Annotated in this window: 15 protein-coding genes; 7 read left to right on the forward strand and 8 right to left on the reverse strand. The window is 67.4% G+C overall.

The genetic code is table 11. The annotated features are described in order from the left end of the window. Window positions 1-25 precede the first annotated feature (25 nt). Entirely contained in the window at window positions 26-361 is a 336-nt protein-coding gene (gene rbpA, locus BST17_RS01480; RefSeq protein WP_019512961.1) for an RNA polymerase-binding protein RbpA, read from the reverse strand. A gap of 145 nt (window positions 362-506) precedes the next feature. On the opposite strand from rbpA, the gene BST17_RS01485 reads away from it, so the two are divergent. The 5 genes from BST17_RS01485 to BST17_RS01505 all read left to right on the forward strand — a co-directional run bounded on the left by BST17_RS01485 (window position 507) and on the right by BST17_RS01505 (window position 7,244). Then, window positions 507-866, forward strand: a complete 360-nt coding sequence (locus BST17_RS01485; RefSeq protein ID WP_083054844.1) for a hypothetical protein — start codon at window positions 507-509, stop codon at window positions 864-866. Between the two features lie 432 nt (window positions 867-1,298). Further along, window positions 1,299-2,810, forward strand: a complete 1,512-nt coding sequence (locus BST17_RS01490) for a carboxylesterase/lipase family protein (RefSeq protein ID WP_083054846.1) — start codon at window positions 1,299-1,301, stop codon at window positions 2,808-2,810. A 52-nt stretch (window positions 2,811-2,862) separates the two neighbouring features. Then, window positions 2,863-4,776 carry a primary-amine oxidase gene (locus tag BST17_RS01495; RefSeq protein ID WP_083054848.1) on the forward strand — a complete coding sequence of 638 codons (1,914 nt, stop codon included), beginning with the start codon at window positions 2,863-2,865 and terminating at the stop codon, window positions 4,774-4,776. Between the two features lie 42 nt (window positions 4,777-4,818). Beyond that, on the forward strand, window positions 4,819-6,810 hold the full coding sequence (locus BST17_RS01500) for a DUF7064 domain-containing protein (protein ID WP_083054850.1): 1,992 nt from the start codon (window positions 4,819-4,821) through the stop codon (window positions 6,808-6,810). A 107-nt stretch (window positions 6,811-6,917) separates the two neighbouring features. Beyond that, window positions 6,918-7,244: a YnfA family protein gene (locus tag BST17_RS01505; RefSeq protein ID WP_083055278.1), complete on the forward strand. Its 327-nt coding sequence runs from the start codon at window positions 6,918-6,920 to the stop codon at window positions 7,242-7,244. Between the two features lies 1 nt (window position 7,245). On the opposite strand, the gene BST17_RS01510 is transcribed toward BST17_RS01505, so the two are convergent. Then, window positions 7,246-8,118 (reverse strand): SCO6745 family protein, encoded by an 873-nt coding sequence (locus BST17_RS01510; RefSeq protein WP_083054852.1) that lies wholly within the window; start codon window positions 8,116-8,118, stop codon window positions 7,246-7,248. An 8-nt stretch (window positions 8,119-8,126) separates the two neighbouring features. Next, complete coding sequence (locus tag BST17_RS01515) at window positions 8,127-8,840, reverse strand: FadR/GntR family transcriptional regulator (RefSeq protein WP_083054854.1); 714 nt, start codon at window positions 8,838-8,840, stop codon at window positions 8,127-8,129. A gap of 123 nt (window positions 8,841-8,963) precedes the next feature. On the opposite strand from BST17_RS01515, the gene BST17_RS01520 reads away from it, so the two are divergent. Both BST17_RS01520 and BST17_RS01525 read left to right on the forward strand, forming a co-directional pair. After that, window positions 8,964-9,467: a gluconokinase gene (locus tag BST17_RS01520; protein WP_083054856.1), complete on the forward strand. Its 504-nt coding sequence runs from the start codon at window positions 8,964-8,966 to the stop codon at window positions 9,465-9,467. Then, the gene (locus tag BST17_RS01525) at window positions 9,464-10,876 is read left to right on the forward strand and encodes a GntP family permease (RefSeq protein WP_083054858.1); all 1,413 of its coding nucleotides are present in this window, start codon (window positions 9,464-9,466) and stop codon (window positions 10,874-10,876) included. The genes BST17_RS01520 and BST17_RS01525 overlap by 4 nt, the downstream gene beginning before the upstream one ends. 56 nt (window positions 10,877-10,932) lie before the next feature. Here the strand turns inward: BST17_RS01525 and BST17_RS01530 are convergent, their stop codons facing one another. From BST17_RS01530 to BST17_RS01550, 5 genes are all read right to left on the reverse strand, one after another. After that, window positions 10,933-11,403, reverse strand: coding sequence for an RDD family protein (locus tag BST17_RS01530; RefSeq protein WP_083054860.1), 471 nt, complete (start codon window positions 11,401-11,403; stop codon window positions 10,933-10,935). Between the two features lie 55 nt (window positions 11,404-11,458). Beyond that, window positions 11,459-12,715: a TetR/AcrR family transcriptional regulator gene (locus tag BST17_RS01535; RefSeq protein WP_083054862.1), complete on the reverse strand. Its 1,257-nt coding sequence runs from the start codon at window positions 12,713-12,715 to the stop codon at window positions 11,459-11,461. A gap of 70 nt (window positions 12,716-12,785) precedes the next feature. Further along, window positions 12,786-14,066: an amidohydrolase family protein gene (locus BST17_RS01540; protein ID WP_083054864.1), complete on the reverse strand. Its 1,281-nt coding sequence runs from the start codon at window positions 14,064-14,066 to the stop codon at window positions 12,786-12,788. A 270-nt stretch (window positions 14,067-14,336) separates the two neighbouring features. Beyond that, window positions 14,337-15,398: an NAD(P)H-dependent amine dehydrogenase family protein gene (locus BST17_RS01545; protein ID WP_407937721.1), complete on the reverse strand. Its 1,062-nt coding sequence runs from the start codon at window positions 15,396-15,398 to the stop codon at window positions 14,337-14,339. 23 nt (window positions 15,399-15,421) lie between these two features. Then, entirely contained in the window at window positions 15,422-16,381 is a 960-nt protein-coding gene (locus BST17_RS01550; protein ID WP_234807493.1) for an LLM class flavin-dependent oxidoreductase, read from the reverse strand. Window positions 16,382-16,576: the final 195 nt, after the last annotated feature.

Below are 16,576 nucleotides of genomic sequence, written 5' to 3' on the forward strand. Positions count from 1 at the left end.
AGCTGCGCCGGGCCTACCGTCGGCGCTAGCCGCGCCGCTTGGTCTTGATGATGTCGAGGCGCTCCTTGAGCAGCTCCTCGAGTTCCTCCACCGACCGGCGCTCCAACAGCATGTCCCAGTGGGTACGGGGCGGCTTGACCTTCTTCGGCTCGGGGACATCACCCTCGATGAGGGTGCCCTCCAGACCGTTGCGGCACAGCCAGGTACCGGGGATCTCCGCGTCGTCGGCGAACGGCACGTCGAATTCCTCGCCGTTGTCGGTGCGGTAGCGCGCGACCTGACGCGGCGCCAGGTCGTGGTTGCGATCGGTTTCGTAGCTCACGGCACCGAGGCGACTGCCTCGCAGGACTCGATCAGCCATCGTCAACTCTCCTTCAACACGCGCAATTTCGTCCGGAGAATCAACGCAGCAGACCCTGGAATGGTTCCCATGGCGTTCTCCGACTCAACTGACCAGGATACGGCAGGTACTGGGATACCCCGGTCCGGCCGTCTACAGTCGGCCCGTGACATCCGCTACGCCGGGCAATTCCGCCACACGGCGGCGCACCCGCGCCCAGCCGTGCCGCTGGTGTGGCCGCGAGGTGCCCGACGCCGGGATGGGCCGACGCCGTCAGTACTGCAGACAGTCCTGCCGTCAGCGCGCCTACGAGCAACGGGCGCAGGTCAAGGGCACGTCGGTGGCGCCCGATGCGGTGGTGTTGTCCGCCGAGGAGGCCGCTGATCTGTCCGACCGGCTCTTCCAGCTGCGGTGCGCGGCCGAGGACGTCACCACGGCGGTGCAGGAGGGCGCGACCGGGGCCGAATTGCTCGCGCTGTGTCAGGACCTGCTCGATGCGGCCAAGGCCGCGGACGGCTGGCGCTGAGAGCAGTCGGTCGCTTTCGTTCGAAAAGCTGAGCAGGACAATCGGATCCCGATTCCCGGCGGGGCCTGCGCTACGGCGAGACAGCCGAACCCGTCGACGCCGGCGGCGCCCATGCGCACCGCCGAGCGGTGCGCATAGTCGACGCACCACACCGCGGCGAGGTCGGCCCCGGCGTCGGGAGCCGCTGCGACGGGGGGTCTGGTGGTCGGTGTCGTCGTCGGCCGAGCCGCAGTGGACCGAGCGGACTCGGTGGTCTTGGCGGGTACCGACAGCGGCGTGCGGCCGGTATCGGTTCCATTTCCCGCCGAACACGCCGCGACCAGCGCCGATGCCGCGAATACCAGCGCCCACCGCATCCGGTCAGGGTAGCGGGCGGCGTGGCGGCATCGCACAAGGCGCGACGGACACCGGGTTTTCGCTAACGTCGGCGGCATGCACCAACACACCATCCGGGCCCGGATCAGCACGGGAACCGTCGAGGGGTTCACCAGGGACGGCGTGCACCGGTGGCGTTCGATCCCGTATGCGAAACCACCGGTAGGTCCGTTGCGCTATCGGGCGCCGGTCCCGGCCGAGCCGTGGCCGGGCGTGCGCTACTGCCACGGATTCACCTACTGCGCTCCGCAGCAGAAGATGTACACCCTGCTCGGCGTCGGCAAATATCAACCGATGAGCGAGGACTGCCTGACGCTCAACGTAGTGACACCGGAACATCCCGACACCGACGGACCGCTGCCGGTGATGTTCTTCATCCACGGTGGCGGCTACATCCTGGGCAGTTCGGCGACACCGATCTATGACGGCGTCGCGCTGGCCAAACGGGGCTGCGTCTACGTGTCGGTGAACTACCGACTGGGTCCACTGGGCTGTCTGGATCTCGCGTCGCTGTCCACACCCGACCATCCGATCGACGACAACCTCTTCCTGCGTGACCTGGTGCTGGCCCTGCAGTGGGTGCGCGACAACGCCGCGGTGTTCGGCGGCGACCCCGACAACGTGACGATATTCGGGGAGAGCGCCGGAGCCCACGCCGTCGCGACGCTGCTGGCCACGCCGTCGGCAGCCGGACTGTTCCGCCAGGCCATCGCCGAGAGCCCGGCCAGCGGGATGGCGGGCAGTGCCGAGGTCGCGGCGGCCTTCGCCGAGGACTACGCCGCGCTGCTCGGCGTCCGGCCCGCCGACGGCGCCGCCGCCGTGATGGCGGCCAAACCGGCGCAACTCGTCGAGGCGCTGGAGCAGTTGATGGTCGACGGCATGAAGGCCATGCGGGGCGCCTTCCCGGTCGGGCCCACCTATGGCACCGAGATGCTGCCCAGGGACCCGGTGCTGGCGATGCGTGACGGCGATGCGCATCAGGTGCCGCTCATCGTCGGCACCAATGCCGACGAGGGCAAGCTGTTCACCCGGTTCCTGCAACTTCTCCCGACCACCGAACCGGCGATCGAGATGCTGCTGGCCGACAGCGATGTCGAGGTACGAGAGCGGATCACCAAGGCCTATCCCGGATATCCGAGTCCCGCGGCTTGTGTCCGCCTGGGCGGGGATTTTGCGTTCGGTACCGCGGCATGGCAGATCGCCCAGGCGCACGGTGCGCACAGCCCGACCTACGTCTACCGATATGACTACGCGCCCCGCACCTTCCGCTGGTCCGGCCTGGGCGCGACGCACGCGACCGAGCTGTTTGCCGTATTCGGCATCTACCGAACGCGTTTCGGGTCGCTGCTGACCGCAGCCGGAGATCGTGCGTCGGCCCACCGGGTCAGCCGCGACGTACAGCGCCGGTGGGGCGAGTTCAGCCGCACCGGCAGGCCCGGCGAGGGTTGGCCGCGTTATGACGAGGGCATGCGGGCGGTCCTGGTGTTCGACCGGCAGACCCGGCTGGAGTACGACCCCCATGCCGACCGTCGCCAGGCCTGGGAGGGCTTCACCCTGGCCTCCTCTTGACGAAAGACGGCAAGTGCGTGCGCGGCGGCCCCCGGTGTGATTGCGTGTGGCGATGAGACACCCGCTGGACCCGCTGGGCCACGACGAAATCCGCACTGTCGCCACGATCCTGGGCCGGGAACACGGCGTCGGCGAAGGCTGGCGGTTCGCCTCGATCGAGCTCATCGAGCCCGCCAAGGCGGACCTGAGGACCTTCGAGAACGGTGGGCCCCGGCCGGCGCGCCAGGCGTCGGCGGTCTGCCTGGACCGCGCCACCAACACCACCCACAAGGCCGTGGTCTCACTCGACGACGACCGGGTGGACTCCTTCGACCACATCCCCGGCGTCCAGCCGAACTTCACCGTCGACGAATTCAACGAGTGCGACCAGTTGCTGCGGACCAACCCCGAGTTGCTCGCCGCGCTGGCTCGACGCGGCATCCACGATATCGATCTGGTGTTCTTCGACACCTGGACCTACGGTGCGGCCGTCGCCCCACCCGAGTTCGCCGACCGCAGGCTCGGCTGGTCCGACACGTGGCTCAAGGACGGCCCGGGGATGAACCCCTACGCCCATCTGATCAGCGGCCTGCACTGCGTCATCGACGTCAATGCCATGGAGGTGCTGCGGGTCGAGGACGACGAGCACATCGAGATCGCGCCGGTGATGGGCGAATACACGCCACGGCACATCCCCGAACACATCCGCGCCGCGCAACGCCGCGATCCACTCACCCCGCTGCACATCACCCAGCCCGACGGGCCGTCGTTCACCCTCGACGGCAACCTGCTGCGCTGGCAGAACTGGTCGCTGCGGGTCGGGTTCAACTATCGCGAGGGCATGGTCCTGCACACCGTGCGCTATCGCGACGGGGAACGCGACCGGTCGGTGGCACACCGGTTGTCCTTCGCCGAGATGGTGGTCCCGTACCGCGATCCCTCGGCGGATCACTACCGGCGCACCGCCTTCGACATCGGGGAGTGGGGCCTTGGCTTCATGACCACCTCGCTGACGCTGGGGTGTGACTGCCTGGGCGAGATCCGCTATCTGGATGCGGTCCTGCATGACAGCTCGGGCGAGCCCTACACCATCGCCAACGCGATCTGCATCCACGAGGAAGACAACGCCGTGCTGTGGAAACACGTCGACCACCACGCCGGGGCCGAGGTGCGCCGGATGCGCAGGTTGACCATCTCGTTCCACGTCACCGTCGCCAACTACGAGTACCTGGTCTACTGGCGGCTCTACCAGGACGGCAACATCGAGTGTGAGGTCCGCGCCACCGGCATCATGGTCACCACCCCGTTGGCCGCCGGGGCGCCCAATCCCAACGGCACGCTGGTCGACGAACGCACGTATGCCCCGTATCACCAACACTTCCTGGTCGCCCGCCTGGACCTCGACGTCGACGGCCCGGAGAACACCGTCTACATGTCGGAGTCCTACGCCGAGCCGATCGGGCCGGACAATCCACACGGGCTGTCCCTGGTGACCCGCAACGTCGCGCTGCGCACCGAGGACGAGGGCAAGCAGGACGTCGACTTCGGCACCCAGCGCGGATGGAAGGTGGTCAACACCAACGTGCGTTCTCGGCTGGGCACCCACCCCGCCTACAAGCTGGTGCCGACCGGGGCGATCCCGGCCATGTTCGATCCGGACTCACCGGTGCTGCAGCGCGCCAACGTCATCGGCCACGCGCTGTGGGTCACCCCGAACAGCCCCGACGAACGTTGGCCGGCAGGTGAATTCGTCAACCAGTCGGAGGTCGACAGCGGCCTGGGGGAGTGGACGAAGGCCAATCGGCCGATTGCGAACACCGACGTGGTGCTCTGGTACGTCTTCGGCATCCATCACATCACCCGTCCCGAGGACTGGCCGGTGATGCCGGTGGATGTGGTGTCGTTCTGGCTGAAACCGTTCGGCTTCTTCGACCGCAACCCGGCCTTGGACGTCGCCCCTTCACCGGCGGAATGTCACAACAGTTGACACCCGTCATGTGTGACCGGCGCCACTGCTAGGTTCACCTCTGTGCATCCTCGACTCATCGAACGTCCGACCGACCTGACCGATGAATGGCTCACCGACACCCTCGGCGCCGGCACGGTCACCGGGCACGAGTTCCAGCGGATCGGCACCGGGCAGATGAGCGAGTGCTACCGCGTCACGCTGCGCTATTCCGACGGCCAGGCCGGCCCGGCCAGCGTGGTGCTCAAGGTGGCCGCGGCCGATCCCAACAGCAGGCAGACCGGATTGGCGCTCGGCCTCTACGAGCGCGAGGTGCGTTTCTACGCCGAGATCGCATCGCGCCTGACCGGCGCGCAGACGGGCCCTTTCGCGCCCTGCTACCACCACGCCTACGACGCCGAGACCGGGGCCTTCGACCTGCTGTTGGGTGATGCGGCGCCCGCGATCGTCGGTGACGAGATCCGCGGCGCCACAGTAGAACAAGCCACCCTGGCGCTGTCCCAGCTGGGCCGGGTCCACGGTCCGTTGCTGGGTGCCGAGGGCCTCGCCGACGCGGATTGGCTCAACCGGGATGCGCCGGTGAATCAGGCGTTGCTGGCGGGCCTGTGGGCCGGATTCACCGAGCGGTTCGGCGACCGGATCGACGCCGAACACCGCCGGGTGTGCAAACGCCTGGTCGAGGCGTTCGACGGCTATCTGGCCGGCGAGCAGGCCGTGCCGCAGGGCCTGGTACACGGCGACTACCGGTTGGACAACATGCTCTTCGGTGCCGACGGCGCGGACCGGCCGCTGACCGTGGTCGACTGGCAGACCGTCACCCGTGGACCGGCACTGACCGATGTCGCCTATTTCCTGGGCTGCGCGCTGCCCAACGATCTGCGCCGGGCGCATTACGACGAGCTGCTGCGCGCCTACCACGAATCACTCGGGGAGGATCCGTCGTTGTCGCTCGACGATGTCCGCGCCGGCGTACGGCGAGCGGCCTTCTTCGGGGTGATGATGGCCATCGTGTCCTCGATGCTGGTCGAGCGCACCGAACGCGGTGACGAGATGTTCATGACGATGCTCGACCGGCACTGCACCCACGTCCTGGACACCGGTGCGCTGGAGCTGTTGCCCGCCGCCGATGCGCCCGAACCGCTGGCCCCGGAGCCCGCCGACGAGGGGCCGCATCCGCCCACCGGCGAGGAACTCTGGAACGAGAGCTGGTACTTCGATTTCGTCGATCCGACACAGGGTTTGGGCGGCTGGGTGCGTCTGGGCCTGGTACCCAACCAGCAGACCGCCTGGATCCAGGTCCTGCTGTGCGGGCCCGGCATGCCGACGATCGCGATCAACGACATGTCCGCCGCGCTGCCCGCCGATCCCCACACGGTCCGTACCGACGGGGTGAGCCTGGAACTGGCGCCCACCACACCGCTGCAGACCTATCGGGTGACAGTGCGCGGGCGCGCACGGGCCCATGACGATCCCGCGGAGCTGCTGCGTCCCGGCGGAGGCGACGGCCGCGAGGTGGACATCGCGCTGGACCTGGAGTTCACCTCGGTCACCACGCCCTACCTCTATCGGGTCACCCCGCGCTACGAGATCGCCTGCGCGGTATCGGGTTCGGTGTCCGCCGACGGCCGCCGCCACCAGCTCACCGGGGTCGCCGGCCAGCGTGACCATTCCTGGGGTGTCCGGGACTGGTGGAGCATGGACTGGGTGTGGAGCGCGCTGCACCTCGACGACGGCACCCACCTGCACGGGGTGGATCTGCGCATCCCGGGCATGGGCCCGCTCGGTATCGGCTATGTGCAGCGCGAGGGGGAGGACCTGGTCGAGCTCAGCGGTATCACCGCCGCCGAGACGTTCGGCGACGATGACCTGCCCGTCGCGACCACCCTGTCGCTGAGTCCGGTGGGAATCGAGGCGGTCGCCGACGTCGCCGGTCATGCACCGGTGCTGCTGACCGCCGCCGACGGCCGGACCGCCCAATTCCCGCGGGCCTGGGCCACGGTGCGGACCGCCGACGGGCGCACCGGCGTGGGCTGGCTGGAATGGAACCGCAACTGACCTGATTCCTCGCACAACTCGCCTTCCCGGCGACCGTGCGTGTCTGAGGAGGACACGCCGCGCGGTTATCTGATTTTGCGCACGCTCACGGCAGGGTGGTAGCCGTGCTGGTACTCAAATCGATGGTGCTCTTCGCCCTCGCCGCGGTCCTGGAGATCGGCGGCGCCTGGCTGGTGTGGCAGGGCGTGCGGGAACACCGCGGCTGGCTGTTCGTCGGAGCCGGTGTGATTGCGCTCGGCGCATACGGTTTCGTGGCCGCCTTCCAGCCGGATGCCAACTTCGGCCGGGTGCTGGCCGCCTACGGCGGGGTGTTCGTCGCCGGATCGCTGCTGTGGGGCATGGTCGCCGACGGATTCCGGCCCGATCGCTGGGATGTCTCGGGGGCGCTGGTGTGCCTGCTCGGTGTCGGGCTGATCATGTACGCGCCCCGCTGACTCAGTAGGTGTCGTTGTCCAGGTCGGCGCGGTCCAACCCCATCGGCGTCGCCGAGGGGACGTCGCCGGCGGCGACCACCAGCCTGGTCAACGGTGTCAGAGTTGCGAACAACATTTTCAGTTCGGCCTCGCTGAGGATGTCGAAGGCCGAGAGCGCGAGTCGGTCGGTGGCGTCCTCGATCTCCGCCTTGAGATCCCGTCCGGCTGCGGTGAGCTCACCCGCTGTGTCCAGCAGTCCGCGCCCGGCGAGTCGGTCGACCTGCTCCCGCCACAGATCGTCGTCGTAGTCGCGGCTGCGCATGATCATCTCGGCAGGTACCCGGCCCGCGGCCGCGTGCAGCACATTCGACTCCCGACCGCTGATGCCGAACACGTTGAGCACTGCGATGTGGCCGTCGCCGCGGTGCTCCCGCAGCAACGTGCTGGCGTGCCACAGCCGGGCCAGCGGATCCTCGGGCCAGGGCAGCGCCAGGTTGGCCGCGAACAGCGGCCGTCCATCGACCGGGGCGTTACGGGCGGCCGTGCCGAGTAGATCCGCCGCGGACTCGACGCCCGCGGCGAGGCCGTAGCGACGCAGCGCCGCCACCGCCGCCCGTAGGCGTGCCTGCAGAACGGTTGCCGGCGGCGCGATCTGCCAGGCGGCCGGCAACGCCTTGGCAACCCGGTGGGCGGCGAAGTTGTAGAAGACGGCGGTGACGACCTCCGGGGACACCTGTCCCAGTGGGGCCGAACGGGCCGCGAAGTATCCGCTCCAGAAGCCGCGGTAGCCCAGATCGTCGAGGGCGGCGCGGGCCTCCGGGGCGAAGTAGGTGACGGCGTGCACGGGCTCGAGCCGGTCGAACAGTCTGCGGGCGACGGCGGTGGGTCTGCTCACTCGAACAGTCAATCACCCGCCGGGTCGTCGGCCACGGCCGCGCTGGCCTCGTCGATGATGGCGCGCATGGCACGCTCGGCGCCCGCCTCGTCACGCAACCGGATCGCGCGGGCCACCTCGTCGTGCAGGGCGATCGCCTCGGGGTTGGGGGCGGCGGGCATCATGCCGTGGTGGGTGCGCCCGGTGAGGACCTCGGCCACCACGGCGTTGAGCGCTCTGAACATCTCGTTGCCACTGGCTTCCAACAGGGTGCGGTGAAACACCTTGTCGGCCTGCAGGTATGAGTCCAGATCACCGGAACGGCCGTGCATCACCATGTCCGACACCGCGGCCGCCATGATGCGGCACTGGTGCGGGTCGGCGCGACGGGCCGCCAGCGCTGCGGCGGCGGGTTCGAATCCGCGTCGCAGTTCCGAGAGCGACAGCAGCTGCGCGGCGCGGTCGCCGGACTCCAGACGCCAGCGGATCAGCCTGGGGTCGAAGACATTCCAGTGTTCCTGGGACTGGATGGTGATCCCCACCCGGCGCCGCGCGGCGACCATCCCCATCGACTCCAGCACGCGGACCGCCTCGCGCGCGACGCTGCGCGATACTTCGTGTTCGGCGCTGACCCGTTCGAGGTTTATCACCTGACCGGCCGGGTATGCGCCCGAAACCACGGCGGTGCCGAGCGCGGTGAGCACATTCTCGTGCAATGCGCTGACATTCGGCGTGCTGGCCACCGTTACATCCTGTCATAGGCCGGCGACTCGGCATAAGAACAGATCTTTTCGTGATCTGCTTGCAATAATCTGATGATTGATGCACGCTATGTGAGGCCAGACACATCGAGATCGGTAGGGGACATGACGGCACCAATCGTGGTGATGGGGGTTTCAGGATCCGGTAAGTCGACCGTCGGCGCCGCCCTGGCGCAGCGCCTGCGCGTACCGTTCGCCGACGCCGACGATTTCCACCCGCCGGCGAACATCGCGAAGATGACCGCCGGCGAAGCGCTCGACGATGACGACCGTCATCCCTGGCTGGAGGCGATCGGCGAGTGGCTGGGGGAGCGCTGCAGCAGTGGCGGGGTGATGAGCTGCTCGGCGCTCAAGCATCGCTACCGGGATCAGTTGCGCAGCCACTGCCCATCCGTGCGGTTCCTGCATCTGAGCGGAACCCCCGAGGTCATCGGTGCGCGGCAGGCCAGCCGGCCGGGACACTTCATGCCCGCCTCGCTGCTGGCCTCGCAGTTCGACACCCTTGAGCCACTCGCTGCCGACGAGGTCGGGGAGACCATCGACGTCAGCCAGAGCATCGATTCCATTGTCGACGAATACGTTTCCCGCACCGGACTGGAGGCCCGATGAACACCGGCTTGTCCCATCACGCCGCGACGCTGTTGGCGGAACCGCCCAAGCTGGTCGAGCCGGTCGCCTCGACCCCGCACCTGATGCTGGCCTTCCTGGCCGGCATCGCCGTGATCGTCGTGCTGATCACCGTGGTGAAGCTCAACCCGTTCCTGGGCCTGATCTTCGGTGCGGTCACCGTCGGCGTGGTGGCCGGCGAGGACTTCGCGACGGTGTTGGCCTCGTTCTCGAACGGCTTCGGCAAGACCGCGGCCAGTGTCGGCATCCTGATCGCGCTCGGCGCCATGTTCGCCAAACTGCTGGCCGATTCCGGGGGAGCCGATCAGATCGTCGACACGATCATCGGGCGGGCATCGCCACGCATGTTGCCATGGGCGATGGCGCTGGTCGGCGCGATCATCGGTCTGCCGATGTTCTTCGAGATCGGCCTGGTGCTGCTGATGCCGGTCATCTATCTGGTGGCGCGCCGCTCCGGGCTGTCGCTGATCACGATCGGCATCCCGGCACTGGCCGGACTCTCGGCCATGCACGGCTTCGTACCTCCGCACCCCGGTCCGCTCGCGGCCATCGGTTACCTGGGAGCCGACCTGGGTCTCACCCTCGCTCTCGGTGTCGCGGTTGCGATCCCGACGATCGTCATCGCGGGACCGCTGTTCGGCAAGCTGGCCGGTAAGTGGGTCGTCGTCGGTGCACCGGACACCTTCTCCGCCGACGAGTCGGCCGAGCGCGAACAGCGCCTGCGCCCGTCGTTCGGCATCACGTTGTTCAGCGTCCTGCTGCCGGTGGTGCTCATGCTCGGCAAGGCGCTCGTCGACATCTTCATCGACGACGAAGGCCAGTGGTTCCGGCAGATCTTCGACACCCTCGGCACGCCGCTCATCGCGCTGCTGATCGCCGTCATCGTCGGCATGGTGACCCTGGGCCGCGGCGGCGGGATGAACCGGGCCGAGATCACCAAGTGCGTCGAATCCGGGCTACCGCCGGTCGCGGGGATCATCCTGATCGTGGCCGCCGGCGGCGGGTTCAAGGAGGTGCTGGTGGACACCGGCATCGGGACCGCGCTGAAGAACCTCGCCGAGGGCGCCAACATCTCGGTGCTGTTGCTGGCCTGGGGGCTCGCGGTGGCGATCAGGTTGGCCACCGGTTCGGCCACCGTCGCGACCATCACCGCGTCGTCGCTGATGATCGGCCTCATCGAGGGTATGAGCTCCGGGGAGGTGTCGCTGGTCGTGCTCGCGGTCGGTGCGGGCTCGCTGTTCTTCTCGCACGTCAACGACGCCGGCTTCTGGCTGGTGAAGGAGTACTTCAAGCTCAGCGTGGGGCAGACCATCAAGTCCTGGTCGATCATGGAGACCGTGCTGTCGGTCTCGGGCCTGATCGTGGTGCTGATCCTCGATCTGTTCATCTGATCCGATACGTCGAAGGCGCCCGATCCGTGCGGATTCGGGCGCCTTCGGCGTAGAACTCAGCGCTTGAGGACCTGGGTTCCGCCGGCCAGTTCGTCATGCTTGCCCTGCTTGGTCGGGCTGCTGTTGATCGTCACCGCGATGACCAGGATGGCGACGACGCCCAGCAGACCGCCGACGAGCGGGATGATGGGCAAGAGCGTGAACGCGTTGCGGATGGCCGACTGCTGCAGCGTCGGCTTGGCGGTGCCGCCCGCGCCGTGCACGCTCAGACCGAGCACCTTCTTGCCGGGCGTCCAGCCCTGGGTGACCTCGAAGGCGACGTAGTAGACGAAGGTCAGCAGCCCGGTGAACAGTCCGGTCACCCAGATGCTGGACAACGAGTCGGTGGCGAAGGCCGCCAGGAAGGCGACGACGGCGATGAGGATGCCGTCGACGACGCGGGCCAGCCACCGGTGGAACAGTCCACCGGGATGCCCGCCGGGCGCGGAGTAATTGATCGGTTGCTGGTCGAATCCACCTGTGGTCATGCTGCGAACCTACTCGTCCGCGCGCCGGCGGCAAGGGATCGGATCCGCGCGAATGTCATTCCGGGCGCGCGACTCCGCGCAGCACGGTGTCGCGTGCCAGCGTGCGTGCGGCGGCCGGGCCGATCCAGGCGATGATGTTGCCCGGGACCCACAGCACATCCATCACGCAACGGGACAGCACGTCCAGCGGTGCCCGACCGAGGCGCAGTTGTCCCGCCCGGGCGCCCGCGGCGAGCAGGCCCTCCAGGTGCTCCATCCGGCTGGCGAACGCGAAACCCGGGTTCGGGCTGTCGGGCGGGGCCTGCCGCATCCATGCCAGCTGGATCCGCCATTCGGCGGGAAACCGGTCGACGGCATTGACGAAGATCCAGCTGAGGGCGTCCAACCGCTCGGCCGCAGAGGCCTGCGACTGCATCACCGCGACGGAGGCCTTCACCGTCTTCTGCCCGAAGTCTTGCATGATGGCGGCCAGCAACACGTCTTTCGAGCCGATCAGCCGGTGTACGGTGGCCGGGTTGAGGTCGGCCTCGGCAGCGATATCACGGATGGTGCTGGTTTCGAAACCCTTGCGGCCGAATACTGTTCGCGCCGCACGGCGAACATGGTCGGCCTTGGTGCCGCCGGTGTCGTCGGCCTCGCGGCCCCAGGTGGCGATGGCGTCGTCCGCTGCGGCCAGTGCCGCGGAACCATCGAGATCAGCGTCGGCCGGGGCGTCGGCGGCAATCCCGCCCAACATGATGTGCGACAGCACGGTGGCCACCTGTGCCGGATCGGCATCCCGGCGGATGACGTCGAGTCCGACATGCAGCATGGACTGGCACATCCGGTCCGCCACCGGGGCGAGTTCCAACTCGGGCCGGATGTAGCCGCTCCAGCGGCCGGCGCGCAGCGTCTGGACCATGGCATCCTGCACCGCGCTGGGCGGGTGGCGCAGCATGTCGGTCAACTCGGTGCTCGAGGTGGGCGCCTCATAGAACGACATCTGCAGCGCAGCCCGGTTTCGCACCGCGCACTCGGCGATACCCACCCCGAGCTCGATCACCTTCTGCTCCAAGCCGACATCGTCATGGGCATCGAGCCGGTGCAACGCCTGCTCACCGATGCGGTCGAGGTCGGCGTGGTAGCGGCGCACCAATTCGAGTAGCAGGTCATCACGGGACGCGAAGTGGTGGTACAGACTGCCGGTGAGAATGCCCGCCGCACCGGCGATTTCCTGTAATGAGACACGTAGTCCCGAGGTGGCGATCAGCCTCTCGGCCGTCTGCAGTATCTCCGCGCGGCGTGAGCTCTCGGAGGTCTGCTCGATAGCCACGCCACCTCCACAGCTGTCATCCCGTCGTCGCTGACGGGTGAATCTCAGCGAATGGCAAGGCTATCAGACCTCATGTCGGGATCTTCTGCGCCAGATCGAGCACGGTGACGGTGTCGGTTCCGGTTTTGCGCAAACGCTCCGACGAACGGAATCCGAGGTCGACGTCGGCCGCCTGATCCCGCAGCGCCCCGACGGTGAGACGGTCCTTCGGGAAGTGGGAGAACATATCGAACGAATAGAGTCGCAATGCGTTCTCATGCGTGATCTTGTCGATGTCGCGATCCGACACTCCGTTCAGGTAGGCGGTCAATGTTTCGGGCGCCACCGGCCAGGTCGAATCGGAATGCGGGTAATCACACTCCCACGTGATCATGTCCAGGTTGAGTTTGTCGCGGCTCTCGATTCCGAAGCCGTCGTCGATGAAGCACAGCGCAATCCGGTCGAGGAACACCTCGCTGGGCAACCTGTCGCCGAAGTCCTGGTGGGTCCAGGCGCGGTGCATCTTGTACACCCGGTCGACCCGTTCCAGGAAGTAGGGCACCCAGCCGATTCCGCCTTCGGACAGCGCGAAGGTGAGATCGGGGAACTTGCGCAGGGTCGGCGACCAGATGAGGTCGGCGGCGGCCTGGACGATACTCATCGGTTGCAGGGTCATCATGGTGTCGACCGGGGCATCGATGGACGTGATCACCACCGAGGAGGAGGAACCGATGTGCAGGTTGACGATGACATTCTCGTCACTACAGGCCTGCCAGAACGGATCCCAGTGCGGGTCGTGCAGCGAGGGGTAGTTCAGCTTCGTCGGGTTCTCCGAGAAGGTGACGGCGTGACAACCCTTCTTGGCCACCCGGCGCACCTCGTCCGCCATCAGTTCGGGATCCCAGATGGGCGGCAGCGCCTGGGGGATCATCCTGCCGGGGTAGGTGCCACACCATTCGTCGATGTGCCAGTCGTTGTATGCACGTAGGACAGCCAGGCCCAGATCCTTATCGGCGGCGCGGGCGAAATACTGACCGCAAAATTGCGGATACGACGGGAAGTTGAGTGCGGCGGCAACGCCGTTGGCATTCATGTCCCGAATGCGTTCGTGGATGTCGTAGCACCCCTCGCGGATCTCGGACAGCTTGGTCGGCTCGGCGCCGTACTCATCCGGTGGCCGACCGGCCACCGCATTGAGACCGACGTTGGTCGCCTCCTGCCCCTCGAAGACCCAGGCGTCGGTGCCGTCGGGCCGCTGGATCAACTTCGGCACATCGTCTCGGTACTTGGCGGGGATGTGGTTGTCGAACATGTCCGGCGGTTCGACGAGGTGGTCGTCGACCGAGACCAGGACGAGGTCGTTCATCTGCATCTGGTGGCTCCTTCGCTGTGTGGTGCGCGCTGTGTTCGACAGTAGAGTGGAACAGATATTTGGTCAACAGCTTCCAGAGTGGATCCGCCTCGCCCGCGCTGATCGATGTCTCTGAACTTGGATATGTACGCTGCACAACAACGTGACTGCGTGCCGGAGCCGGCTCTCGACCGGCCGCCCCGGCGCCGTGTGCGATACGCAGGTGGAACACGATTTAGGTAGCACTTCGGAGGTTGCGGTGACGCAGGCCGAGGCCGTGCGAGTACCACCTCAGTCGAATACGTTGCGTGGCAGAGTGTTCGGCAAATCCAATGAGGTCAACAGACCCGCTTTCGCGTCCACGACATAGGGGATCGCGTTCACCACCCGCATGGCGGTGGCGGCCATCGCAGCGGCACCGGCGCCGTGTCCCTGATCATCCCCGAGTGTCATCTCACAGTGGACGTCGGGCTCGCCGTCGATATCGACCCGGTAGGTGGCATCGGTAGGCGCGCTGGGCCAATCGGGCGCGACGTCACGCGACATCCGGATGATGTGCACCAGGACGATCGCCTCCCGCCCCTTGATGACACCGACCGCACGGGTACGGACCGCACCGCAGGTGCCGGCCGGGATCGTCCCGAAGGCGACCTCGATGTCGCGGTCGGTCAACCGGCGGTCCAGCGTGCCGCGGATCTCCTCGATGTCGGCACCCAGCCCCGCGGCGATCAGCCGGATCGGGGCGTTCCAGACCATCTCGATGAAGCCCGGCGTCTTGAGCAGCGGTTCGAACTCCAGTGGGCGACCGAAACCCATACCGTCCATCATGACGTCGGCCACCGGATAGTGGTCGTTGAGCGAGATCTCGGTCGCCGTGATGGTGCGGATCGTCTTGGACTGCGTCGACAGCACCAGGGCCAGCTGGTCGGATCCGAAACCGGGGAAGACGCCGGATACGTACAACGACGAATCACCCTGCTGTGCAGCCGCGGTCAATCGGTCACGCCATTCCGGGAGGAAGTACGAGGGCGGATGGAGCAGGCTGGTCGAGGTCGTGGACACCACGTTGATACCGGCGGCAAGGAATCGCTCGTAATCCGGCAGTGCGCCTGCGTCGCGTTCGGGGCCGCTGGCGGCATAGACCACGCAATCCGGCCGCAACGCCATCAGAGCGTCGCCGTCGCGCGTGGCGGCCAACCCGATCGGTGGCCCGCCGGCCAAAACGCCGGCATCCCGGCCGTCCTTGTCCGGGTTGTGCACCCAGACCCCGACCAGTTCCATGTCCGCCCGGCGGTGTACCGCGTCCACTGCGATCCCGCCCACACCACCGGTCGACCACACCACGACTCGTATCGGTGCCACGTCCACGTTCCTCCTCATACGTTCCGACGGGCGGTCTGCACCGCGTCGACGGCGAACTCCAGATAGGGCCAGGCGCGCTCCGGCGGCAGGCCGGCACACAGCGGTAGCAACGGCAGCGGTCGACCGGCCCTAATCATGTCGGCTGCCTGCTCGACGGTCAGCACCCGGTACGGGCTGCCTGCGGCACGCAACTGGGTGACGTTCTCGGCGCGGGAGATGCTGGCCACCGAGTCGTCCGCGGGGCGGTAGGACGCCGCCATCCGCGCGTCGTGCAGCAGATGCGGTCCGAGGTCGTGCCAGGCCGCATCGACGTCCTCGGCCACGAACACCACGGTCGGGACACCGGCCGCCGGCAACTGGACATGACCGGGACGCTGCCCGTACATCCGACACGCCTGCTCGTACCGGTCCAGCAGTCCGGGAGCGTCGGTCTGCGCGATCAAACCGAGACCGTGCCGCGCAGCGCGGTCAGCGGCCGCGGCGCTGCCACCGGCGATCAGGATCGTCGGACCGCCGGGGCTGCCGGCGGCGGGGGAGACCCGTATCCGACGCCCATGGTGCACCATGTCATCGCCGCGCAAAAGTGTCAGCAGCAGCGCGAGATTCTCGTCCGCGATCCGGCCGCGGCGGCGCATGTCCACGCCCAGCTGTTCGTACTCCTCGGCACGGTGCCCGACGCCGACGGCATAGCTGACGCGTCCGGCGCTGATCAGATCGAGCACGCAGATCTCCTCGGCCAGCCGGACCGGGTCCCACAGCGGCAGGACCAGCGCGGCGAGCAGGATGCCCAGCCGCTCGGTGCGGGCGGCGATCGCCGAGGCGAGTACCAGGGGTGCGGGCAGATGATTGTCCGTCGTCGCGTGATGTTCGGACAGGATGGTGAGTATCGCGCCGCGGGACTCCGCCCAGGCGCACATGTCGAGCGCGGCCGGATACAGCGTGCGGCCGGCTGCGCCGAACACAGGCGCGCGCATGTCGAAGCGGAGCGTGAACATTTCTTCCGATCGTCGTCCCCGAGATGATATCCGCAGAGACTAACCTAATTTTTGTTGCAGACTACAAGAACAACCGAGCGCTGGTCGGCTCGGAAAATCGGCTTACACAGTGGTAAATAGCATTTCTCGCACGCCCGCACCCTTGACCGTGCTGGCACGGGTTCTGTAACTTCC

It is taken from the genome of Mycolicibacterium bacteremicum, from assembly GCF_002086115.1.
Taxonomy (GTDB): domain Bacteria; phylum Actinomycetota; class Actinomycetes; order Mycobacteriales; family Mycobacteriaceae; genus Mycobacterium; species Mycobacterium bacteremicum.